Here is a 24434-nt window from a genome sequence, read left to right as displayed (position 1 = left end):
GGGGCGTTGCGGACGGTGCCATCGTCGCAGTGGCCGCGATGCATGCGGGCTGCGCGAGGGCGGCATCGGCTGGCGTGCCGGGACAGTCGAAACCAGTCCCCAGCGTGCCAGTGTCGATCAACACCGTTGCAGTCTATGGGTCGGACAGGTTATCGTAAATTTGTTTAATGGGCTACGAGATATCTGGTTTTCAGATGGCAATCCCCGCAAACATGTCGTTACGCCAACTGCGCTACTTCGTCGAGGCCGCCGAAGTCGGGCAGTTCTCGCAGGCTGCGCGCAAAGCCCATGTGTCGCAATCGGTGATCACCACCGCGGTCGCGCAACTGGAGTCCACGATCGGTGCCCGGCTGTTCGACCGGTTGCCGCATGGCGTGGCCCTGACCGCCGAGGGCCACCGCTTCTACCAGCATGTCCGGCACATGCTCGACACCCTGCAGGACGCGCTCAGCGAGCCGATGTTCCTGGCCAGCACGCTGCCGGGAACAGTCCGCGTGGGCGCGTCGTACACGGTGCTGGGCTACTTCCTGCCGAGCCTGCTGGCACGCTTCAAGCGCTCGTATCCGCAGATCGAGATCGACCTGATCGACATGGACCGCGCCTCGATCCAGCGCGGCGTGACCGAGGGCGAGCTCGACCTGGGCATGTGCATCATTTCCAACATGGACATGCCCAGCCCGCTGCAGCGGCAGGTGCTGATCCGTTCGCGGCGCCAGCTCTGGCTGCCGGAGTCGCATCCGCTGTCGGCGCAGCCCACGATCGGCCTGGCCGACATCGCGCCGTATCCCTACATCATGCTGACCGTCGACGAAGGCGAGGCCTCGGCGCTGCGCTATTGGCGGTCGGCCGGCTGCACGCCCAACGTCGCGTTCCGGACCTCGGCACTGGAGGCGCTGCGCGGCATGGTCGCCTACGGGTTCGGCGTCAGCATTCTGTCGGACATGGTCTACCGGCCGTGGTCGCTGGAAGGGCGCCGGATCGATGTGCGCACCGTCAACGACATCGTGCCGCCAATGGAAGTCGGCCTGGTCTGGCGCGACGACGCCGACATCCCGCCGCCCGCGCGCGCGTTGCAGCAGTTCCTGGTGTTCGCCTGCGGCGGAGGCTGAGCGCGGCGCGCCTGCCGCCGCGCGTGCGCGGCCGCCATCGCAGGCGTCTTCTGCCTGGGGGCCGGTTCCCTGGGGCCGGTCGGACGGTCCGCACAGCCGTGCATCCGGGACGGTCATCGCGAACTGTGTTGCGCTGCGATTCCGGAAGGGAACGCAGCCCGTGAAAAAAAATACCGTAAAAAATTTCAATTCGGTGAAATTTAATCGCCGTTCTGAGTGAACGCGTCCAAAAAAACATAAAATACGCGTTAAATCGAGGATACATTCGAATGGTAGGTGCCCCATGCGACCGCCATCCGAAGCCGCTTTCTCCGACAGGGGAAGACGGCATCCGGCCAGGTGGCAACGCGCCGGATGCCCGCCCTGCGGACGTGTCGCAGACACGCCGCGGGCCGACCACACCCCTCTAGAACCCCGTCAGGAGCAATTGGCCCGCCATGATGAATATCCAGCAAGCGAACTGTCAGCACAGCACCATGGCGTCCGCCATCGCCCGCGTCCTTGCCGGGGTCGCGCTGTCGGCACTGGCCGTGGGGCCGGCTCTGGCACAGGACGCGCCGTCATCGGCGCAGGCGACCACGCTCGACACGATCACCGTGACCGCGCAGAAGCGCGAGGAGCCGCTGAAGGAAGTGCCGATGGCGATCTCGGTGGTCGACGCCTCGAAGATGGCCGACCGCGGCGCGGTCCAGCTGACCGACTACTTCAGCCAGGTCCCGGGCCTGAGCATCAACGCGCGCGGCGCCGGACGCACCCAGCTGATCCTGCGCGGCATTTCGACCGGCAGCGGCGGCAACCCGACCGTCGGCATCACCATCGATGACGCGCCGTACGGTTCGTCGAGCTCGCGCGGTGGTGGCGACTTCATGGTGCCCGACCTCGATCCGGCCGAACTGCAGCACATCGAAGTACTGAAGGGCCCGCAGGGCACGCTGTACGGCGCCAGCAGCATGGGCGGCCTGCTCAAGTACGTCACCGTCGCGCCCGACCCCGCCCAGACCAGTGGGCGCGTGCAGTTCGATGCCTCGTCCAATGGCGGCGACCATGGCTTCGGCGTGCGCAGCTCGGTCAACCTGCCGCTGGTGCAGGACAAGTTCGCACTGCGCGTCAGCGTGTTCCAGCGCGAAGATCCCGGCTACATCGACGACACCCTGCAGGGCCGCGAGGACGTCAACGACGCGATGGTGCGCGGTGGTCGCGTGGCTGCGTTCTGGCAGGCTGCCGACAACGTCACCGTGCGCGCGTCGGCCCTGCTGCAGAACTCGCGTTCGGGCGCTACGCCCAACGAGGACGTCCGCTTCGACTACAGCACGCTCAACGGCGACTACACGCATGAGCGCCTGCGCGGCACCGACGGCTTCGAGGGTACAAGCCGCTTCTACGACGCCACCGTCAATGTCGACCTGGGCTGGGCGAGCTTCGACTCCATCAGTGCCTACGGCCAGCATCGCCACGACGGTCCGCAGGACGTCACCGGCACGTTCGGCGGCATCGCCCAGGCGATCTTCGGTCGTCCGGGCATGGGCGTGGTGATCGACAACCTGCTCAGCACCGACAAGTTCTCGCAGGAGTTCCGCCTGGCGTCGACCGTGTCGGACTCGCCGTTCAACTGGATGCTCGGCGCGTTCTACACGCGCGAGAAGAGCGAAGGACGCCAGCGCCTGCGTGTCGTCGATCCGACCACCGGTGGCGAGGTCGGCCTGCCGTACATGTACAACGCGCGCACGCCGAGCATCTTCAGCGAGAAGGCGTTGTTCGCCAACGTGTCCTACCAGTTCACCGATCGCTTCGACCTGCAGGTCGGCGGTCGCTACAGCAGCAACGACGAGCGCTACAACGAATACATCGATGGTCCGATGAACGGTGGTTTCAGCGAGAACACCGGCTCGTCCGGCGAGAACGTGTTCACCTATTCGCTGACGCCGCGCTTCAAGCTGTCCGAGCAGTTGATGGTCTATGGCCGCGTCGCGACCGGTTACCGCGCAGGCGGCCAGAACCAGACGCTGGGGATTTCGCTCGAGGAGATCCCCGATGCCTATGACTCCGACAGCCTGGTCAACTACGAGATCGGCCTGAAGGGCGAGTTCTTCGACCGCAGCCTGACCCTGGACACGTCGTTGTTCTACATCGACTGGAGCGACATCCAGCTGCGCCAGGTCGACCAGAGCACCGGCGAGTCGTACTACGCCAATGGCGGCAAGGCCAAGAGCCAGGGCATCGAAGCCAGCCTGGCCTGGCGTCCGGTGGCCGGGCTGACCGTCACCGGCAGCGCCACGCTGACCGATGCCGTGCTGCAGGAGGACACCCGCGCCGGCACGTTCGGCCTGCGTGGCGATCGCCTGCCGTATTCGGCCAAGCGCACCGGCAGCCTGTCGGTGGTCAAGGACTTCATGGTCGGCGACAACCTGCTGGCCTTCGTCGGCGGCAACATCAGCTACATGGGCGACCGCCTGGCGCCGTTCAACAATGTCGCCACCACCCCGCGCTTCGTAATGCCGAGCTACACCACCGGCGACATCAATGGCGGCCTGCAGGGCGACAACTGGACGCTGTCGCTGTTCGTCAAGAACGTCACCGACGAGAAGGGCTACCTCAGCGCGACGCCGCGCAACTCGACCACGGGCCTGAGCGCCTACGGCGTAGGTCTGATCCAGCCGCGGACCTACGGCGTGTCGTTCGCGTTCGACTACTGAGCCAAGGCGCAGCCCCGCTGCGGCGATGCCGCGGCGGGGCTGCAGACCCTGTGTGCCGTTGATGCCCTGTCGTGTGCTGCCTGCGTCCAGGGTCGATATCCATGCCACCGGATGATCCCCCATGCCATCGTTGTCGCGTCGCCTCCAGTCCTGTCTCTGCCTCCTCCTGCTCGTGGGACTGTCCGCGTGCGCACGACAGGACGCGCCCACCGAACCGGTGACCCTGCGCTTCTCGGTCGTCGCCAATGCCGAAGTGGTCGGCAGCCTGGTCGGCGTCACCGATGCGTCCAGCGTCGAGGTCGACTATCGCGTCGACGACAATGGCCGCGGCCCCAAGCACCACGAGTCGATCGTCATCGGCGACCAGGGAATTCCGCTGTCGTGGAAGATCGACGGCACCTCGCTGATGGGCGGCCCGGTGGCCGAGGACTATCGCTGGGACCAGGGCGTCGCGCGCTGGACCAGCCAGGCCGATGCCGGCGAACGCCAGGCGCCGGTGCCCGCGCTGTATGTCGTCAATGACGGCAGTCCCTGGGCGATTGGCGTCTATGCCAGGGCGCTGCTGCAAGCGCCCGGGTTGCGCCTGGACGCCGTGCCGGGTGGCCGCCTGCAACTGGAGCGCCTGCAGGACGAGGCGGTCGGCAGCGGTGACGCTCTGGTGACCACGACCGTCTATCGCCTGACCGGCGTCGACCTGCAGCCGGTGTACCTGTTGCTCGACGCGCAGCAGCAGTTGTTCGCGGTGCTGCCGGGCTCGCTGATGTCCGGCGCGCTGGTCGTGCGCGAAGGTTACGAATCCCACGGCGAGCAGTTCCAGGCGCTGGTCTCGCGCCTGGGCATGGAGCGCGCGGAGCAGCTGCAGCAGCAACTGGCGCATCGTAGCGATGGTCCGGTCACGATCCGCAACGTACACGTTTTCGATCCGGTCACCGCGACGCGTGGACCCCGGGTCACGGTGACCCTCGACGGTGGCAGGATCGCCGCGATCACGCCCTACCCGGGTGCGCCCGAAACGGGCAAGCCCGACGCAGTGCCGGCAGGCGGCGACAGCGCGACCGGCCTGCGCGGTTACGACGGCGAAGGCGGCACCCTGGTGCCCGGCCTGCATGACATGCATTCGCACAGCACGCTGGATTCAGGTCTGTGGTACCTGGCCGCCGGCGTCACCGCCACGCGCGACATGGGCAACGACAACGCCTTCCTGATGGACCTGATGACGCGCATCGACGCCGGCACGGTGGCCGGTCCGCGCATCGTCCGCAATGGGTTCCTCGAAGGGCGCAGCCCGTACTCGGCCCGCACCGGCATCGTGGCCGATACCCTCGACGAGGCGCTTGAAGCGGTGCGCTGGTATGCCGCCAACGGCTACTGGCAGATCAAGATCTACAACTCGCTCAATCCCGACTGGGTGAAGCCGGTGTCCGCCGAAGCGCACCGGCTCGGCATGGGTGTGACCGGGCATGTGCCCGCGTTTTCGTCCCCCGATCGCGTGATCGGCGATGGTTACGACGAGATCGCGCATCTCAACCAGCTGATGCTCGGCTGGTTGCTGGGGCCGCAGGAGGACACCCGCACGCCGCTGCGCCTGACCGGCATGGCGCGCGCTGCCGGGCTCGATCTCGCGCTGTCGCCCAAGGTGCAGGCGACGATCGCGCTGATGAAGCAGCACGACACCGCGCTGGATACCACGGCAGTGATCCTCGAACTGCTGATGCTCAGCCGTGCCGGCGACATGTCGCCCGGCGGCGAGTACTTCCTCGACCACATGCCGATCGGTTACCAGCGCTATCGCAAGCGCACCTATGTCTCCGACCTGACCGAGCAGGGCGACAAGGACTATCACCTGTCGGTCGAGCGCATGTTGGCGACGATCAAGCTGCTGCACGACAACGGATTGCGCCTGCTCCCCGGCACCGATGACGGCACCGGCTTCACCCTGCATCGCGAGCTGGAGCTGTACGCCAAGTCGGGTATTCCGGCCGGCGAGGTGCTGCGGATCGCGACGCTCGACATGGCCCGCTACATGGGCCAGGACAAGACGCTGGGCAGCATCGACGTTGGCAAGCAGGCGGACTTCTTCCTGGTTGCCGGCGATCCCACGCGCGACATCAACGCGGTGCGCAAGGCCAGGCTGGTGTCGAAGGGCGACGCGATCTATTTCCCTTCCGAGATCTATGAAGCCCTGGGCGTCCGGCCGTTCGCCGATGCGCCGCGGCCACTCCGGTGATGCCGAAGGCGTGCGTGTCGAGCCATGCTCCCGTCGAGTCATGTTCCTGTCGAGGCAAGATCCATGTTGAGGCCTGCTCCGTGTCGAGGACATGCGCCATGTTGAGGACAGGCTCGATGTTGAGGGCATGCGCCATGTTCAAAGTGGCCTGCGTCATGGCCGGTGTGCTGGCCTTGGCGGCATGGGCCGGCGGGGCGCACGCCGACGTCGGCCAAGCCGGCGTCGTGGTCAGGGAACACACGGCCCGGCTGCAGGGCGCCGTGTACCGCTACCGCACCGAGGCCGGTCATGTTCCGATCCGCGGCACCGCGACCGGGGAGCTCAGGGGGCGCATGTTCTACACCGCATACCGGGTGCCCGTGGCAGCCGGCGCGCCCGCCCGCCCGGTGACCTATTTCTTCGGCGGCGGTCCATCGCAACCCGGGCTGGGGTTCAACCATCGGGCGTTCGGGCCCAAGTCGTTCGACGCCGACCTCCAGCTCATCGACAATCCGCGCAGCCTGCTGCCGGTCACCGACCTGGTGTTCGTCGATGCCATCGGGACCGGGTTCAGCCGCCCCGAGCGCGTGGAGTACGAGGCGGAATTCTTCAACGCCGATGGCGATGCGAGGTCGCTGGCCGAGTTCGTGCGCGTCTGGCATGCGCAGAACGCAAGTCCGGAGACGCCGGTCTACCTGCTGGGTGGCAGCTATGGCGCGTGGCGCGTCGGCATGGTGACGCAGATGCTGTCGGAGATGGGGCGGCCGGTCGACGGTGCCATCCTGCTCTCGGGCGGGATCCTGGTCGGGACGGCTTACCTGAGCGAGAACGAGATCACCGCCTATCGCGTGCCGTCGCAAGCGGCGACCGCGTTCCATCACGGCCGCCTTTCGCCCGACGTCGGCGGCAGCCAGGAGGCAGTCATCCAGGCGGCGACGGCGTGGGTCAAGTCCGAGTACATTCCCGCGCTCGACCAGGTCGACACGCTGCCGGCCGCGCGCCGCGAGGCGATTGCGCGCGCGTTGTCCAGGTTCACCGGATACCCGCTGGCCGACATCGATCGCACCAGCCTGCGCATTACGCTGTCGGCATTCACGGGCCGGCTGCTGGCTGACCAGGGCATCAAGCTGGGCTGGCACGACATGCGCCACCGGGCCGACGTCGGCGCGCGCCTGTCGCCGCGCGAAGACCGCGCCATCGTCGACGATATCCGGCACAACATCGGCTTCAACAGCGAGCTGGCCTATCTTGGCTTCGAAACCGGCTACAGCCCGAGCACGGCGGACGCGTACGTCCCGGCCGGCGAGCGCTGGGGCTGGAATCGCGGCGTCAATACCAGGGTGGGCACCGACGACGACCTGCGCAGCGAGCCGTGGATCCCGCGCGCGATGGACATCCATCCGGCGCTGCGTGCCTTCGTCGGATACGGCCTGTTCGACGGCGCGAACAACTGCGCCGCCAACGACGCCGTGCTGGAACACCTTGAAGACAAGTACAGTCGCAACTACACCGCACGCTGCTACTGGAACGGTGGGCACAGGATCTACGGGACCGACAGCGAGTGGGACCTCCTGGCCGCGGACATCGTCGCGTTCATCCGGCCCTCGCCGGTCGATGGCGATCATCAAGGACAGGCACCGGCGCGTCGGCCGATGGAATGATGCAAGCACAAGGACACATCAATGAGGGCACATCCATGAAGGCGCAGCCATGACGCGCGCGCTGCTGTCGCGCCGGGCCATGCGGTTGTCCGCACTGCTGTGTTGCGCCGCGCTGCTGGCGCCGGCTGCGCAGGCCGCCGACTGGGTGATCCGCAACGCCACGGTGATGACGGTCTCGCAGGGCACGCTGGAGAACGCCAGTGTGTGGATCCGCGACGGCCGGATCGCCGGCGTCGGTGCCCGCGTGGATGCGCCCGCCGATGCGAAAGTCATCGATGGCACCGGCAGGTTCGTGACCCCGGGGATCGTCGATCCACACTCGCATATCGGCACCGTCGGCGACGGCAACGAGATGAGCAGCCCGGTGACCTCGCAGGTACGCATCGCCGACGTCCTGGTGCCGACGCACAAGGAGTTCTACTTCGCGCTGGCAGGCGGCACCACGACGCAGATGATCCTGCCCGGTTCGGCCAACCTCGTCGGTGGACAGGCGGCGGTGGTCAAGAACAAGTTCGGCTTGCCGCTGGCGCAGATGCTGGTGGCCGATGCGCCGGCGTCGATGAAGTTCGCGATCGGCGAGAATCCCAAGCGCACCTATGGCGCACGCAACCAGTCGCCGTCGAGCCGGATGGGCAATGCCGCCGTGTTACGCCAAGCGCTGGACGAGGCGGCCGACTATCGCAGGCAGCGCAGCGGAAAGCCGCAGGACGCACCGGGTCGCGACCTCAAGAAGGAAGCGCTGGCCGGCGTGCTGTCGGGCGAGACGCTGGTGCAGATCCACGCCTACCGCGCCGATGAGATGCTGACCGAGCTCGAGATCGCGCGCGAGTTCGGCTACAAGGTGCACGCGTTCCACCACGCCACCGATGCCTACAAGATCGCCGACATCCTGGCCGGGGAGGGCGTGGCGATCGCGGTCTGGAGCGACTGGTTCGGAGTCAAGCCCGAGGCGATGGAGGCGATTCCGTGGAACGCGGTGATGGCGCTGCGTCGCGGCGTGCGGGTCGCGCTGCACAGCGACTCGGCCGACATCACCCGTCGGCTCAACCATGAAGCCGCGAAGATCATGCGCTACGGCGGCGCCACCCGCGAGGAAGCGCTGCGCATGATCACGCTGGACGCGGCCTGGATCATCGGGCTGCAGGACCGCGTGGGTTCGCTCGACGTCGGCAAGGACGCGGACCTGGTGATCTGGAGCACCGATCCGATGTCGGCCTACGCGCTGGCCGACCAAGTCTACATCGAGGGTGTGCTGTATTTCGACCGCAACCTCGCCGGAACGGGAACGCCGCGATTCTCCGGCGTCATGAGCGGCGACTGAGGACACGACATGCAGAGCCTGAGCGTGCAGAGCGTAAAACGGACGGTATTCCTGGCCGCGTTGCTGCTGGTGATCGCGCAGCCCTTCAAGGCGGCTGCCGCAGGGGAGGCTGCCGCCAGCGTCGCTGCTGCACGCACGCCGGCGCAGGGCGCGACGACCGCCATCACCGGCGCACGCCTGCTGCCCGTCAGCGGTGCGCCGATCGAAGACGGCGTGCTGGTGATGCGCGGCGAGCGCATCGTCGCGGTCGGCGCCTCGGGCACGGTCGCCGTGCCGGCGGAGGCAACGCGCATCGATGGTCGTGGCATGACGGTCTATCCAGGGCTGATCGATTCCGACACCAGCCTCGGCCTGGCCGAGCGCGACATGGACTTCGCCGACAACGACGTCGCCGAGGCCGGCCAGCAGATCTTTCCGCAGGCAAGGGTCGTGGACGCGTTCAATGCCGACACCGTGCATATCCCGGTCGTCCGCTACAACGGCATCACCAACGCGGTCGTCGCCCCCGGCGACCTGACCAGCCTGCCGGGCCGCAGTGCGTTCATCCAGTTGCATGCCGACGACCGCCGCAGGATGGTCGTCGAGCCCGAACTGGCGATGCACGTCTACCTGTCCAGCCGCGTACGCCGCGAGGGCGGGCAATTCCCCGGCACGCGGATGGGCGTGGTGGCGCAACTGCGGCAGACCCTGATCGATGCCCGCGCCTATCTGGCCGACCGCAAGCCCGGTGCGCCGCGCGACGCCCGTTACGAAGCACTGGCGCCGTACCTGGATGGCAGCAGGCCGGTCGTCATCGCGGCCAGCGAAGGCCAGGACGTCGACGCCGCGCTGGCACTGGCGCGCGAGTTCAAGCTCAAGCTGATCCTCGGTGACCTGGTGTACGCGCGCGACCAGCTCGACGCGGTCGCCGCCTCCGGTGCGCCCGTGATCCTGGGGCCGATCCAGTTGCTGCCCGCCGCCAACGAACGCTACGACGCGGTCTACCGGCTGCCGGCCGAACTGCAACGGCGTGGCGTCAAGTTCGCGTTCGCCTCGGGCGGCGTCAACATCATCGGTCGCTTCATGTATCCGCGCTTCGCGCAGACGCGCAACCTGCCGTACCTGGCGGCGATCGCGGTCGCGCACGGATTGCCTTATGACGAAGCCCTGAAGGGCCTGACCCTGTATCCGGCGCAGATCTGGGGCATGGACAAGGACCTGGGCTCGCTGGAGGTCGGCAAGCTGGCCAACCTGGTGATCGCGACCGGGGATCCGTTGCAGATGTCCACGGATGTCAGGCAGGTCTTCGTCCGCGGCGTCGCGGTGCCGATGGACAGTTACCAGACCCGGCTGCGCGACCAGTACGGCGGTGTCAGCCCCTGATCCCCGGGGCCGGTCGCACGAGGACGCATGGCAGCGCCCGTTGTGGGAGCGCCGACAGGCGCGATGAAGCATTCCCGGGAAAGCCCATTCGCGCCCAAGTGCGCTCCCACAAAGAATCTCCGTCTACAGCGCAGTGCCCTGGTAGACCGGCAGTGCGGAGGTACGCTTGACGTCCTCGATGACGATCACCGACTTGAGGCTGGAGACGACTTCGATCTGCGCCAGCTTGCCCAGCAGGTCGCGGAAATGCGCAAGGTCGCGCGTGTAGGCCTGGATCAGGAAATCGCCATCGCCGGTGACCATCGCGCATTCGATGATCTCCGGGCAGTCGCGGATCAGCACGCGGAAATCGTCGGCGGTCTGCGAGTTGTGCTTCAGCGTCACCGAGACGTACGACTTCAGGTTCAGGCCCAGGCGCTCCGGGCTGAGGATCGCCGCGAAGTGGTCGATGACGCCGTTGTCGCGCAGTTGCTTGACCCGCCTGGAGCATTGCGAGTGCGAAAGATGCACGCGCTCCGAGAGTTCGGCCATCGTCATGTCGCCATCGGTCTGCAGCGTTTCGAGGATGCGGACGTCGAAGGAATCCAGTGTGCTCATCGTGGTCGGCTCCGGTATGGCGAGGGGGGCATAGGGGCTGATGGGGACAGCAGGAAGGCATGTGAAAAATGTTCCGGGATACTGGCACGGGCGTCAAAAAAAAGCGATTGACCGGCGTTTGATGCCATATAACGCACGCAATTATGGGGCGGGCGCGGATAAATTCGTTGCATGGACTTTGCTGGCTGACAGCAGGGAACGAGGCGTCGGCTGAAGGGGCCCGCGGTCCTTCGGGGCTGCGGACGATCCCCGGGTCGATGGTCCCTGGCAGCGGAGGCGGGCGTTTGGCAATGGACGACAAGGCGGGAAAGCCAGTGCAGGAAAGCAAAGGCGTGGAGGCGAGCTACACCCTGTGGGCGCGTCGCATGGTCGAGGCGGCAACGCGCCGGCCGGGTGCGAACCTGCTGTTCGACAACTCGGTGCAGGAGCCCATCGGCCTGTTGCGCGAGTGCATTGCCGAGGCGTTCGGCGACGGGCTCGGCGGCTATTACCGCAGCGCGTTCTCGCATGGTAATCCGGTCGTGCTCGATGCGCTGGCGCAGCGTTACGGCCTGTCGCGCGACAGCATCCTGTGCACCACCGGTGCCAGCAATGGCCTGGCCCTGGTCTTCCAGGCGTTGCTGTCGCCGGGCGACGAGGTGCTGATCGAGTGTCCGTATTTCGACCTGCTGTCGTCGCTGGCGCTGGCCCAGCGCGCCAGCGTCAGGCGGGTGCCGCGCCGTCGCGATTTCGAGCTCGACGTCGCGGCGCTCGAGGCGGCGGTCACGCCGTCGACGCGCCTGATCGTGCTGACCGACCTGCACAACCCCAGCGGCACGCGATTGTCCGACGACACCCTGCAGTCGCTGGCGGCGCTGGCGGCGCGGACCGGCGTGGCCGTGGTGTTCGACGAGGTCTACGCTGACTTCGCGACCGCCAACGCGCCGCCGCGCGTGGCCGCGCGGCTGTCGCCTGATTTCATCAGCGTCAACAGCCTGACCAAGATCTATGGCCTGTACGCGCTCAAATGCGGCTGGATCGTCGCCAGCGGCGCGCGCCAGCAGCGCATCCGCGCCGTGTACGAACAGTTCGAGTTCGGCGTATCCAAGGTGTCGCACGCCGTGGCCGCTGTTGTATTGTCGCGGCAGGCCGAGTTCGATGCGCATTGGCAAGGCCTGTTGGCGCAGGCGCGTCCGCGCCTGGTGCTGGCCGCCGATGCGATGTCCGCCGCAGGACTGATCGAGGGCGCCGTGCCCGAGCATGGCTGCATGTACTTTCCGCGCATCCGCGAGGGCGTCGACGATGTCGCGCTGTCGGACTGGCTGTGGCGCGAGCATGCGCTGGCGGTCGCGCCGGGCAGTTACTTCGGCAGCCCCGGGCATCTGCGGATCGGCTTCGGCCGGGACGCCGCCTGGATCGATGAGGGGATGCGCTGCCTGGCCGAGGGCATGCAGGCATTCATGGTGTCCAACGCGTGTGTGGAGGCTGGATAGATGACGACGACGACAGGCGGCTGGCCCGGCGGCATGGCCGGCAATACCGCCGGCAATGAATACGGCGGCAGCAGGGGCCAGCGCGCATGGTGATGCCGGGCCAGGGTGCACGCCTGACGATGACGGCGCAGTTGGGCTGGGCCTTCGGCCAGTTCGCGATCGCCAGCCACATGGCCATCATCAGCATCTACCTGCTGTTCTACCTGACCGAAGCCCACCACGTGCCCGCCGCGCTTGCGGGCATCGTGCTGCTGGTGCCGCGGATCTGGAACGTCATCACCGATCCGCTGATGGGCGCGATCTCCGACCGTACGCGTTCGCGCTGGGGACGGCGCCGGCCCTACCTGCTGGTCGGCGGCCTGGTCTGGGGATTGTCGTTCGTCGCGATGTTCGCGATGCCCGAGTTCGCCGAGCCGCGTACCGCCGCGATCGTGTTCTGCGTGCTGTTCCTGCTGGTCAATACCGGCGTCAGCCTGTACCACGTGCCGTACTCGGCGATGGCGCCGGAAATGACAGGCGACTACCACCAGCGCCTGCGCCTGGTGGGTTACAAGGAAATGGCGGCACGCATGGCCGTGCTGCTGGCGATCGCGGTGTCGCCCGTGCTGATCAGCCTGGGCAGCACGCCGCTGGAGGGCTATCGCTTCGTCGGCATCGCGTTCGGCGGTTTGATCCTGCTCAGTGGCGTGGTGGCGTTCGCGACCACGGCGCATGCACCGGCGATCGCGTTCCAGCCGCAGAAAATGAGCTTCCGCGAGCAGCTCGCGACGCTGCGCCAGAACCGCCCGCTGGCCGTGCTCAGTGGCGCCTACCTGTTCAGCAACATCGCCAGCGCGGCCTTCAGCGGCATGCTGATCTATTACATCACCGTGGTCTCCGGGCAGTCGCCGGCGATCATGGGCGTGCTGTATCCGCTCAATGCCCTGACCAGCGTGGCGATGACGCCGGTATGGGCCAGGATCGCGTCGCGCATCGGCAAGCGCGAGGCCTGCCTGGCCGCCTACGCCGGCCTGGTGCTGTGCTGGCTGGCGGTGATCGTGCTGCCGGCTGGGCAGGTCTGGATGCTGTATCCGTTGATGGTGGTGTTCGGCGCGTTCAATGCCGGTGGCGAACTGCTGCCCAATGCGATGGTGCCCGATACCGTCGAGTACGACGAAATGATCAGCGGCACCCGGCGCGAGGGCACGATCTATGGCGCGTGGGTATTCATCCAGCAGACCGGCATGGCGCTGGGCAGTTTCGTGGTCAGCCTGGTGCTGGCCTGGATCGGTTACCAGAGCGTGGACACCGCCAATGCCGAGGTCGCCACCGGTATCCGCTACGGCCTGGCGCTGGTGCCTGCCGGGTTCGTGCTGCTGTCGTTCCTGCTGGTGCGCGGCTACGCGTTGAGCGCAGGTGAATTCAGCCGCATCCAGGCGGTGCTGGCCACGCGCCGGCAGGCATAGGCGGCACCCGGACACGCGTGATGCATCACGCGTGACACCACACAAGTGATACCTCGCCGCCACGCGGCGATTCCATGGGAGAGCGTGAATGAAAGACCTGCGTACTTGGCTGGCGGCCATGATCCTGCTGCTCGCCGGCCTGCCGTCCGCGCATGCCAGCGACGAGATCGCCGTGGCACGCCACCAGGGTACCTTCAACGGGGTGGCGCTGGCGTACACGTCGCGCGTCGAGCACAACCGCATCAGCGATGGCAAGACCGCCGATGGCAAGGACGGCCCTTCGGCGGACGTGGTGTCGATCGCGTACATGGCCGATGTCGTCGATGCGGCGCAGCGTCCGGTGATCTTCGTCTTCAACGGCGGTCCGATCTCGCCGTCGATCTACCTGCACATGGGGGCGTTCGGACCCAAGCGCGTCGCCTTCCCCGATGACCTCGCCGCGGATCCGGAGACGTTCGCGCTGGTCGACAATCCGTACACCGTACTCGACGTCGCCGACGTGGTGCTGTTCGACCCCACCGGCACCGGCTACAGCCGCGTCGCCGACGGCACCGCGCCCAACGCCTACTTCTCGGTCGAGGCAGACGCCCGCCAACTGGTGCAGATGATCGAGACCTGGTCGCGCCGGCATGGTCGCCTCGATTCGCCCAAGTACCTGCTGGGCGAGAGCTACGGCACCCTGCGCGCCGCCCGCGCCGCGCGCCTGATGAGCGAGCGTGTGCAGCCGCTGCGCGTCGATGGCGTGTTCCTGCTCGGCCAGGCGCTGAACATCATCGAGATGGCGCAGCGGCCGGGTAATGTCACCAGCTACGTGGTGTCGCTGACCACGTTGGCGTCGCTGGGCTGGTATCACGGCAAGGTCGAGCCGCGCAGTCGGCGTTTCGAGGATTTCCTCGACGAGGTGCGCCAGTTCGCCGAAGGCGACTACCTCACTGCGTTGTTCCAGGGCGGCAACCTGCCCGATGCCGAGAAGCAGCGGATCGCCGCGCGACTGGAAGCGCTGACCGGATTGCCCGCCCAGGTGCATCTTGCTCACGACCTGAAGGTCACCAAAGACCAGTACCGGGTGGAACTGCTGCGCGGACAGGGCCTGGTGCTCGGCGGCTACGATGCGCGCTACGTCGGCACGCCTGAAGCCCCCGGGCAGTTGGTGGATGCATCGATGGCACCGTGGCGCCGGATCTCCGATACCTTCGATGCCTACGCGCGCGATGTGCTGCGCGTGCCCGCCGGCCTGGCGTACGTCACGCAGTCCCCGGTCGACAGCCTGGAAGGCTGGGACTGGGCGCCGGGCAAGAGCCCGTTCGCGGACTGGCCGTACATGCGCGACCTCGGCATCGCGATGGACAGGCAGCCCGGGCTCAGCGTCGTCGTCGCGGCCGGATACTACGATACCGCCACGACCATTGGCGCCTCCGAGTACGCGATCGCGCAATCGGGCTGGCCCAGGGATCGCGTACGGATGCTGTACTACCAGGGGGGACACATGCCTTACACCATCGAAAGCAGCCTCAAGCAGTTCACGGACGACCTGCGCGCGTGGATGCGTCGCTGATGGGGCGCAGGCCGGTGCGCGCGTCTGCCTCCGCGTGGGCACGCCCGCATGGCACGCGTCGCTGGCTGTCCGCGGGCGTTGCCGTGGTGCTGTTGCTGTGCTCGGCGCTGGCCTGTGCCGCCGACCTGGCGCCGGTCGGGTTCGAGTCGGTGTCGCGGCATCACATCAGCATCGGCGGACAGCGGATCGCGTACACCGCCAGCGTGCGCGAGACCTTCATCGTCGACGCGCAGGGCGAGCGCACCGCCAGCCTGGTCTCCACGTCCTACATCCGCACCGACGGCAAGGACAATGCCGCAAGGCCCGTGCTGTTCGTGTTCAACGGCGGCCCCGGTTCGGCGTCGCTGTGGCTGCATCTGGGCTTCGTCGGCCCGCGCCGCCTGGCCATGGATGGTGCCTCGGGTGCGCTGGAGATCGATCCGCGCACCACGCCGCCGTTCCGGCTGGTCGACAACGACGACAGTCCGCTGGATGTCGCCGACATCGTGCTGTTCGATCCGCCCGGCACCGGCTTCAGCCGCATCCTGAAGGCCGGCACTGAGGCGCAGTTCCTCGGCACGGCCCAGGACGCCAGCATCACCTCCGCGTTTATCCGCGACTGGCTGACCCGCCATCAGCGCTGGAACGCGCCGCGCTACCTGATGGGCGAGAGCTACGGCACCATCCGCGCCGCGGTCGTAGCCAGGCAGCTTGCCGGCGGGCCCACCGCCGACGGGCGCATGGAGAGCGCGCCAGTGTCGGGCGTGCTGCTGCTGGGCCAGGCGCTGTCGTTCGGCGATGCCCGTCGCAATGCGCTGACCTCGCTGTCGGCGATGGCGGCGACAGCGTGGTGGCATGGCAAGGTCGCGCGGCAGGATGCAGCCGGCAACCTGGTCAGTTTCGAATCGCATGTCGCGCGTGCGCGCGCATTCGCCGATCACGCGTATGTGTTGGCCCTGCATGCAGGAAGCCGCATGCCCGAGGTGCAGCGACGTGAGGTCGCCGACACGCTCGCTGGCCTGACCGGCCTCCGTGCCGAGTCGATCCTTGCGCAGAAGCTGCTGGTCACGCCGGCGCTGTTCGCCAACGAGGTGCTGCGCGACGATGGCCTGCAGGTCGGACTCTACGACGCGCGTTACACGCTGCCGCTGGCCGCAAGCGCGGGCGATCCGGTTGCCGACGACCCGGCCATGGGCCAGTACGTGCCGGGCTTCGTGGCGGCGATCAACCACTACCTGCGCGACGATCTTGGCGTGAGCCTGCCGCTGGCCTACAACGCCATCGAGTTTGCCGACGTCAACGCGCGCTGGGACTACGGCGCGGGTGCTGGTCGTGGGCCCGTCCCGGGACGCGATCACGCCGAAGACCTCGCCACCGCGATGCGTCGCAGCCCATCGACGCGCCTGTTCGTGGGCACCGGCTGGTTCGACCTGGTCACGACCGTCGGCGGCGCAGAGCAGATGCTCGCGCATGCCGGCCTGGACCCGGCACGCGTCGTCGTGCGCACCTATGCGTCCGGCCACATGCCCTACATCGGCGCCGACAGTCGGCGCCAGGTCGCGGCCGACGTGCGTGCGTTCCTGCAGCCGGTGCAGCCGGTGCAGCCGTGAGCCCGCCGCCCCGGATGGCGGCCGATCCTCTCCCCCGTATCCAAAGGTCCCGCCATGTCATCGATTGAAGCCCGCCTGGCCCAGGCCGGCCTGATCCTGCCGCCGCCGATCGTGCCGCCGCCGGGCGTGGCGTTGCCGTTCCAGTTCGTGCAGATCGCCGGCACGCGGGTGCTGTTCTCCGGACACGGTCCGTTGAATGCGGACGGCTCGGTCGCGCATCCGCTCGGCAAGGTCGGCGATGCGGTCACCGTCGAGCAGGGCTACGAGGCGGCACGCCTGACCGCGCTGGCGGTGTTGGGCAGCCTGCAACGCAGCCTGGGCAGCCTGGATCGGATCGTGGGCTGGCGCCGCGTGTTCGGCATGGTCAATTCGGCGCCGGGCTTCGACCGCCAGCCGCAGGTCATCAACGGTTTCTCCGACCTGATCCTCGACGTCTTCGGCCCCGAGCGCGGCCTCCATACCCGCAGCGCGGTCGGCATGGCCGAGCTGCCGTTCGGCATTCCGGTGGAAGTGGAAGGCGAGGTCGAGATCCTGCCTTAGATCTTGTCAACGCGATCCGCGCAGCAGCCGCTGCGTGAGTCCGCGGGTCAGGCCGGTGGACGCGCGAGTGCGTTGAGGCGCGTCGCGACGAAATCCATGTGCATGCCGGCGACCTGCCGCGCGCGCTCGGCGTCGCGTGCGAGGATCGCCGTCGCCAGGGCGCGATGCTGCTGGCGCAACTGCTGCGCGGTCGTGGACTGCGGTTCCAGGCCGGCCAGGCTGAGCTGCACGTGCTCGTGCAGCAACTTCAGCAGCGACGACATCAGGTACGAGAACACCGGGTTGTGGGTGGCATCGGCGATCGCGCGATGGAAAGCGACATCGCTGCGGATCTGTTCGCGGCGGTCGCTGCCGGCATAGGCGGCGTCGACGCTGTCGAGCGCTTCCTGCAGGCGTACACGGTCCTTGGCATCGTGGCGACGCGCGGCGAGCTCCGCGGTGCGGCTCTCGAGCATCGCGCGGAACTCCACCAGGTCGCCCTGCAGCATCGGGTGCTGCTGCGCCATGTCGAGCCAGATCTCGGCCATGCGATGGTCGGACTGCTCGACTGCATAGGTGCCATCCCCCTGTCGGCGCACCAGCATCCCGCGCGACACCAGCGAGGTGATCGCCTCGCGCACGGTGGCGCGCGAGACCGACAGCTGTTCGGCCAGTGCGCGCTCGGACGGCAGCCGATGGTCGACCGGAAATGCCCCCTTGAGGATCGAGGCTTCCAGGTGATGGATGACCTGCTGGACCTGGCTGTTCATCGCGGGGACTCGCTGGGACTCGATGGCGGGGGCAGGAAGGGGCTGGAGTGGCTGAGGCTGAAAACCGCCTGAAGTTGCCGCAATGCAGCATCTTCCGGGATTGGTCTGACCAATATACAGCCCCGCGATGGACTGCCGACACTCGGCCTCGCCAGCCATTGGATCGCGCATGCGCCAGCCCCAGAACATCCCGGATCACCCGTTGCCCGATGGCTTGCGCCACGACGCCGGCGATGACGTGCGCGACGACATCGGCGCGGCCGCGCCGCAGCGCGTCGCAGTGCAGAAGGTCTATCTGTTTGCGACCTGTGTGGTCGATCTGTTCGTGCCCGAAGCCGGCATGGATACGGTCGCGGTGCTCGCGCATGCCGGGATCGAAGCGGTGTTTCCGAGCGGCCAGACCTGTTGCGGCCAACCCGCCTACACCACCGGATTTCCCGAGGATGCGCGTGCGGTCGCGCGTGCGCAGCTGGACCTGTTTCCGGAACCGTGGCCGATCGTGGTGCCCTCGGGTTCCTGCGCGGGCATGATGCGCCACCACTGGCCACGCCTGTTTGCCGAAGACGCCGCGTTGAAAGCGCAAGCCGACGCGATTGCCGAACGGGTCGTGGAATTCAGCGACTTCATCGTCGACCGGATCGACTTCAGCGACCTGCGCGGCGAGGCCCTGCAGGTCTGCCTGCATACGTCGTGCAGCGCACGCCGCGAAACCGGCGCGTTCGCCAGTGCGCGACGCGTCCTCGGCGCGCTGCCCGGCGTCGAGCTGCTGGTCCAGGACCATGAGCCGGAATGCTGCGGCTTCGGCGGCACGTTCTCGGTCAAGCATCCGGAGATCTCCGCGGCGATGGCCGGCGACAAGGTCGATGCGATCACCGCGACGCAATGCGATGGCTTCGTCAGCGGCGATTGCGGCTGCCTGCTCAACCTCAACGCCACGCTGGAGCGTCGCGGCGCGGCCCTGCGTGGCACGCACCTGGCCACCCTGCTGCGGGCCAGGCTGCCCGGGAGGGACGCCGCATGATGCGCGACCCCATGCCCGGCGCGTCCACCCTGGAAGACCATCCTGCGGACAGCGCGCATGCCGGCTCGTCGCGGCGCGCGATCCTGTCGCGGCTGCGAGCGGCGATGCCATCGGCGCCGATCCCCGTGCCTGATCTGCAGCCGTACTATGCCGGTGATGCAACGGTTTCCGACCTCGATGCCGACGGTCGCATCGCGCGCTTCGTCGAGCACGCGCGTGGCTGGCGTGCCGACGTCATCGAGACCACCCCGGACGGACTCGGCGCCGCCGTGCTGGCCGTGCTCGACGAAAAGGGCATACAGCGCCTCCTGGCCGGTCGCGACACGCCATTGGCCGACTGCCTGCAGAACGCGATCGATCCGGCACGCCTGGCCTGGTACGACGCGCCGATCGAGGACTTCAAGGCGACCCTGTTCGACGACATCGACGCCGGCATCTCGACCGTTCGCGGCGGCATCGTCGAGACCGGCAGCCTGGTGCTGTGGCCGACCATCGCCGAACCACGGACGCTGTCGCTGGTACCGCCGCTGCACATCGCGGTGCTGCAGGCCGACACCCTGCACGACACCCTGCACGCGGTCATGCAGGCGGAACGCTGGGCCGACGGCCTGCCGACCAATGCGCTGCTGGTGACCGGGCCGTCCAAGACCGCCGACATCCAGCGCCTGCTGGTCTACGGGGCGCATGGTCCGAAGCAGCTGGTGATCCTGCTGGTCCGCGAGGGCGTCGCCGCATGAGCGCGCAGACCCTCCATGCCGTGCCGGGCGCGATGGTCGCCGATCCGCTGGCGTTCAAGGACAACGCGCACATCGTGCTGGCCGACCCGGTGCTGCGGCGCAGTTTCCGCGGCGCGATGGATTTCCTGACCGACAAGCGCGCGGCGCAGTTTCCCGACATCGAGCGCTTCGAGCGCCTGCGCAGCCTCGGCGAAGGCATCCGCAAGCATGCGCTGGCCCATCTGCCGGACCTGCTGGAGCAGCTGGAAGCGCGCCTGACCGCCAACGGCGTGCAGGTGCACTGGGCCGCCGATGCCGACGAGGCCAACCGGATCTTCCTCGATATCGCCAACCGCCATGGCGCCAAGCGCATGGTCAAGGGCAAGTCGATGGTCAGCGAGGAGATCGAGCTCAACCATCGCATGGCCGAGCACGACATCGCCTGCATCGAAACCGACATGGGCGAGTACATCCTGCAGCTCGACGGCGACCGCCCCAGCCACATCATCATGCCGGCGATCCACAAGACCAAGGACGACGTTTCGCGGATCTTCGCCGACAAGCTGCCGCACGAACCCTACACCGAGGATGTCGACGAACTGATCGCGATCGGCCGGCGCGCGCTGCGCGACGAATTCCGCCATGCGAAGATCGGCGTGTCCGGCGTCAACTTCATGGTTGCGCAGACCGGCTCGCTGGTGCTGGTCGAGAACGAAGGCAATGGCCGGCTGTCGACCACGGTGCCGGACGTGCATATCGCGATCACCGGCATCGAGAAGGTCATCGACCGGCTCGAGTACGTCGCTCCGCTGTTCACGCTGCTGACCCGTTCCGCGACCGGGCAGGCGGTGACCACGTATCTGAACATCATCAGCGGGCCGCGCCGCAGCGGCGAGCGCGACGGTCCGCGCGAAGTCCACCTGATCCTGCTCGACAACGGCCGCAGCCAGGCCTATCGCGAAGAGCATTTCCGCGCGACGCTGCAATGCATCCGCTGCGGGGCCTGCATGAACCACTGCCCGGTCTATGCGCGTGTCGGCGGCCTGTCCTACGGCACCACCTATCCCGGCCCGATCGGCGCGATCATCTCGCCGCACCTGATGAACCTCGAATCGACCCGCGATCTGCCTACGGCGTCGAGCCTGTGCGGCGCCTGCGGCGATGTCTGCCCGGTCGGCATCCCGATTCCCGAGTTGCTGATGCGCCTGCGCGAAGCCGGGCGGCATGTCCATCCCGCAGCGCAGCAACGAGAATCGTTGAAGGGACAGGGCGCAGCACGTAGCATCCTGGAGGCTGCGTCGTGGAAGGCGTGGCGACTGCTCTATTCCCACGCACTGCTGTACCGGTTGTTCGCATGGACTGCGTCTCGCCTGAGAATGCTGACGCCGTCCCGGCAAGCGGGATGGACGCAGTCGCGCAGTCCACTGCGCCCGGCGCGACGTTCGCTGCGCGAACAGTTGGCCACGATTCCGGCGGGTCGCGATACGCCCCGTCCTCTTCCGCCGAAAGGCGGCGCACCACACCCACACCAAGACAACACACAACGACAAACGGTTGAACCGTGACGGCACCGCAATGACAACAGGAACACCAGCGTGGACATGCTGGTCATTCCATGACGAGGGCCGCAAGCCGGACAGGATGGACGGCATGCGTTGGGAGGAAGCGGCAAATGGCTACTGTTCAACATCACGTCGACAAGATCCTGCGCGTTGTCCATTCGACCAGGCAGCGCACGCAACCTGACGCCAACACGGCGCTGATCCACCGTTCCTGGCGCCGTTGCGCTACCGAGCACGCGCTCGACCCGGGCCTGCGTCCCGATGTGCGCATCGAGACATCGACGCGCCTACGCGAATGCCTGCAACGCAATGAGGAACACCTGCACGTCGCGCGCGCCGGCATGGAGCAGCTCTACAAGCACGTGTCCGCGCTGGGCTATGTGCTGCTGTTGACCGATGCCGAGGGCATCACCATCGATTACATCGGCAACGATACCTGGGACACGCCGCTCAAGCGCGCCGGACTTGCGCTGGGCGCGAACTGGAACGAGATCCATGCCGGCACCAACGGGATCGGTACCTGCATCGCCGAGCGTACGGCGCTGACCTGCCACCGGGAAGACCACTTCTACATCGGCCATGTCGGGCTGAGCTGCACCAGTACGCCGTTGTTCGATCCGCTGGGCGGTTTCATGGGCGTGCTCGACGTCTCGGCGTTGAGTTCGCCGAACGCGCGCGAGAGCCAGCACCTGGTCAAGCACCTGACCGTGCTCTACGGTCGCATGATCGAAGACGCGAACTTCATGCACCAGTTCCGCGAGCACTGGATCCTGCGCCTGGGCACCGCCGGTCCGCTGGTGGATGTCTGCGGCGAGCTGATGCTGGCGGTCGATCGCGACGGCAGAATCGTCGGCGCCAATGCCGATGCGCGCCGCTACCTGCGCCTGCTCGAAACCGCGCAGATCCCGGCCGACGAGCGCGCGCACCTGGTCGGCCATCATCTCAGTGGTGTATTCGGCTCGCGCATCGACGACATCTGGCGCCTGACCAAGGGTACGGCCGGCGACGAGCGGATCATCGTTACGACGTGGGAAGGGCAGGGCTATCACGCGTCCATGATTGCGCCGAAGGCGGCGCCGGCGCGTCTGCGTGCGGGCATCGATGGCGATGCGCAGTCGCAGGCCAATCCGCAGCGCGACGAGATCCTGGGCCGGCTGGCAGGCGAGGACTCGCGGATGCAGCAGTTGCTGGACCGTGCGGTGCGCCTGGTCGACAAGCCGGTCAACATCCTGATCCAGGGCGAGACCGGCACCGGCAAGGAGGTGCTGGCGCGTGCGCTGCACGATTCCAGTCGGCGGGCGTCGCAGACCTTTGTCGCGGTCAACTGTGCGGCGATTCCCGAGTCGTTGATCGAGAGCGAGCTGTTCGGCTACATGCCGGGCACGTTCACGGGGGCGCGCAACAAGGGCATGAAGGGCCTGATCCAGCGCGCCGACGGCGGGACGCTGTTCCTCGACGAGATCGGCGACATGCCGTTGTTGCTGCAGACGCGGCTGCTGCGCGTGCTGTCGGAGCGCGAGATCCTGCCGTTGGGTGCCGATCGTCCGGTGCGCGTCGACCTGCACGTGGTCGCGGCGTCCCACCGCGACCTGCGTCGCCAGATCGGTGCGGGCACATTCCGCGAGGATCTCTACTACCGCCTGTGCGGTGCGACGCTGGCCTTGCCGGCACTGCGCGAGCGCAACGACAAGCCGTTCCTGATCGAGCGCATCCTGGCCGAAGAGGCCGGCGCGATGCAGGTCGAGGGGGCGATCACGTCGGAGGCGATGGCGCTGTTGATGCGCCACGATTGGCCGGGCAATGTGCGCGAGATGCGCAATGTGCTGTGCTTTGCGCTGTCGATCGCTGATGGCGAACCGGTCGATTTGCATCATCTTCCGGCCGAGATCATCGAGGCGACGTCGCCGCAGGCATCCGCGCAGGTGCTGGCATTCCCGGCACGCCCGGATGCGGCAGGTGCGGGGGATGTCGTGGCGGACGTGGGGTTGCTGGATTCTCTGCGCCGGCATCGCTGGAACATCACCGATACCGCGCGCGAGCTGGGCCTGTGCCGGGCAACCGTGTACCGGCGCATGAAGCGAGAAGGCATCGTGCCACCGACGCATTCAGGATGATGGCAGGCCGAAGCGGTGCGCTGGCGCAGTTGACGATTCACTTGCGGCAGCAAAGAAAGGCGACGCACATGCGTCGCCTTTTTCTTTCAAGGATCTGCCGATATGGATTCAAAGGCAGAGGGTCTATGGGGAATCGCGCTTTAAGGCAGGAAAAAGCAAGAACACGATGTGGGCTTCGTAAGCCGCGTCACCCCGACCCGAAATTACTCCTCGGCTCGGTCAACCATCCATGGTTGACTCGCCGCCGCAGGCCATCCTTGGCCTGCTCTCCGCAATCCCGAGTCGGGATGCCGCACTACGTCGGATAGTTCGATGTCTTCGGCCTCGCGGACGAGCGCCGTAGGGCGGGTCTCGACCCGCCGCCGTATGGATGCCAGAACGTCCCGCACGTCAAACACAAACACGCCGGGTCGAAACCCGGCCTAGCCGGGCTGTGTCGGATAGTTCGATGTCTTCGGCCTCCACGAGACAGTTAACTTTCCAACGCCGTAACCCTCACGCACGCGGCAGCGTCGGGTTGGGCAGAGGTCGCGTCGAGCACGCCATGGATGGCGTGCGCCCGAGTCAGGGCAGGATGCCCTGACCGAGGGAAGAGCGGCCTCTGCCCGACCCGGCGATGCGGTTCCGGAGACAGCGAACCTGCTTTGGATCTCGCGCTTTGGAGCAAGAACACATCAACCGCGGTAACGGCTTCGGAAGCCGCGTCACCCCGACCCGGGATG

General features: G+C 67.3%; 17 protein-coding genes. 15 read left to right on the top strand and 2 right to left on the bottom strand.

Features of this window, described 5'->3' with window-relative positions; translation table 11 throughout:
• Positions 1-212: 212 nt before the first annotated feature.
• The 6 genes from ACYX7E_RS15015 (at position 213) to ACYX7E_RS14990 (ending at position 10352) form a co-directional block, all read left to right on the top strand.
• On the top strand, positions 213-1109 hold the full coding sequence (locus ACYX7E_RS15015) for a LysR family transcriptional regulator (protein ID WP_462081399.1): 897 nt from the start codon (positions 213-215) through the stop codon (positions 1107-1109).
• A 476-nt stretch (positions 1110-1585) separates the two neighbouring features.
• Complete coding sequence (locus ACYX7E_RS15010; protein ID WP_462081398.1) at positions 1586-3802, top strand: TonB-dependent receptor; 2217 nt, start codon at positions 1586-1588, stop codon at positions 3800-3802.
• A 172-nt stretch (positions 3803-3974) separates the two neighbouring features.
• The gene (locus tag ACYX7E_RS15005; protein WP_462081397.1) at positions 3975-6029 is read left to right on the top strand and encodes an amidohydrolase family protein; all 2055 of its coding nucleotides are present in this window, start codon (positions 3975-3977) and stop codon (positions 6027-6029) included.
• Entirely contained in the window at positions 6029-7669 is a 1641-nt protein-coding gene (locus ACYX7E_RS15000; protein WP_462081396.1) for a S10 family serine carboxypeptidase-like protein, read from the top strand. Before ACYX7E_RS15005 ends, ACYX7E_RS15000 begins: the two co-directional genes overlap by 1 nt.
• Before the next feature lie 49 nt (positions 7670-7718).
• Positions 7719-8990 (top strand): amidohydrolase, encoded by a 1272-nt coding sequence (locus tag ACYX7E_RS14995; RefSeq protein ID WP_462081395.1) that lies wholly within the window; start codon positions 7719-7721, stop codon positions 8988-8990.
• A 9-nt stretch (positions 8991-8999) separates the two neighbouring features.
• On the top strand, positions 9000-10352 hold the full coding sequence (locus tag ACYX7E_RS14990) for an amidohydrolase family protein (RefSeq protein WP_462081394.1): 1353 nt from the start codon (positions 9000-9002) through the stop codon (positions 10350-10352).
• 123 nt (positions 10353-10475) lie between these two features.
• Here ACYX7E_RS14990 and ACYX7E_RS14985 read toward each other — a convergent pair whose 3' ends face one another.
• Complete coding sequence (locus ACYX7E_RS14985) at positions 10476-10949, bottom strand: Lrp/AsnC family transcriptional regulator (RefSeq protein WP_462081393.1); 474 nt, start codon at positions 10947-10949, stop codon at positions 10476-10478.
• A 314-nt stretch (positions 10950-11263) separates the two neighbouring features.
• Here ACYX7E_RS14985 and ACYX7E_RS14980 point away from each other — a divergent pair, with 314 nt between their 5' ends.
• From ACYX7E_RS14980 to ACYX7E_RS14960, 5 genes are all read left to right on the top strand, one after another.
• Positions 11264-12421, top strand: coding sequence for a pyridoxal phosphate-dependent aminotransferase (locus ACYX7E_RS14980; RefSeq protein WP_462081392.1), 1158 nt, complete (start codon positions 11264-11266; stop codon positions 12419-12421).
• Positions 12422-12507: 86 nt separating this feature from the next.
• Positions 12508-13866, top strand: a complete 1359-nt coding sequence (locus tag ACYX7E_RS14975; protein WP_462081391.1) for an MFS transporter — start codon at positions 12508-12510, stop codon at positions 13864-13866.
• A gap of 88 nt (positions 13867-13954) precedes the next feature.
• Positions 13955-15421 (top strand): S10 family peptidase, encoded by a 1467-nt coding sequence (locus tag ACYX7E_RS14970; protein ID WP_462081390.1) that lies wholly within the window; start codon positions 13955-13957, stop codon positions 15419-15421.
• Positions 15421-17010, top strand: coding sequence for a S10 family peptidase (locus ACYX7E_RS14965; RefSeq protein ID WP_462081389.1), 1590 nt, complete (start codon positions 15421-15423; stop codon positions 17008-17010). Before ACYX7E_RS14970 ends, ACYX7E_RS14965 begins: the two co-directional genes overlap by 1 nt.
• Before the next feature lie 54 nt (positions 17011-17064).
• Entirely contained in the window at positions 17065-17550 is a 486-nt protein-coding gene (locus ACYX7E_RS14960; protein ID WP_462081388.1) for a RidA family protein, read from the top strand.
• A 47-nt stretch (positions 17551-17597) separates the two neighbouring features.
• Here the strand turns inward: ACYX7E_RS14960 and ACYX7E_RS14955 are convergent, their stop codons facing one another.
• Positions 17598-18299, bottom strand: coding sequence for a FadR/GntR family transcriptional regulator (locus ACYX7E_RS14955; protein WP_462081387.1), 702 nt, complete (start codon positions 18297-18299; stop codon positions 17598-17600).
• 169 nt (positions 18300-18468) lie between these two features.
• Between ACYX7E_RS14955 and ACYX7E_RS14950 the strand changes: the two genes are divergently transcribed.
• The 4 genes from ACYX7E_RS14950 (at position 18469) to ACYX7E_RS14935 (ending at position 23712) form a co-directional block, all read left to right on the top strand.
• Positions 18469-19320 (top strand): (Fe-S)-binding protein, encoded by an 852-nt coding sequence (locus ACYX7E_RS14950; RefSeq protein WP_462081386.1) that lies wholly within the window; start codon positions 18469-18471, stop codon positions 19318-19320.
• A complete protein-coding gene (locus ACYX7E_RS14945; RefSeq protein WP_462081385.1) occupies positions 19317-20057 on the top strand; it encodes a LutC/YkgG family protein in 741 nt (246 codons plus the stop codon). Before ACYX7E_RS14950 ends, ACYX7E_RS14945 begins: the two co-directional genes overlap by 4 nt.
• Positions 20054-21601, top strand: a complete 1548-nt coding sequence (locus tag ACYX7E_RS14940; RefSeq protein WP_462081384.1) for a LutB/LldF family L-lactate oxidation iron-sulfur protein — start codon at positions 20054-20056, stop codon at positions 21599-21601. Before ACYX7E_RS14945 ends, ACYX7E_RS14940 begins: the two co-directional genes overlap by 4 nt.
• 107 nt (positions 21602-21708) lie before the next feature.
• The gene (locus ACYX7E_RS14935; protein WP_462081383.1) at positions 21709-23712 is read left to right on the top strand and encodes a sigma-54-dependent Fis family transcriptional regulator; all 2004 of its coding nucleotides are present in this window, start codon (positions 21709-21711) and stop codon (positions 23710-23712) included.
• Positions 23713-24434: the final 722 nt, after the last annotated feature.

The sequence above is a fragment of the Luteimonas sp. RIT-PG2_3 genome, from assembly GCF_054902115.1.
The sequence above is the reverse complement of the archived record's forward strand: the minus strand, read 5'-3'. Positions and strand labels throughout refer to the sequence as shown.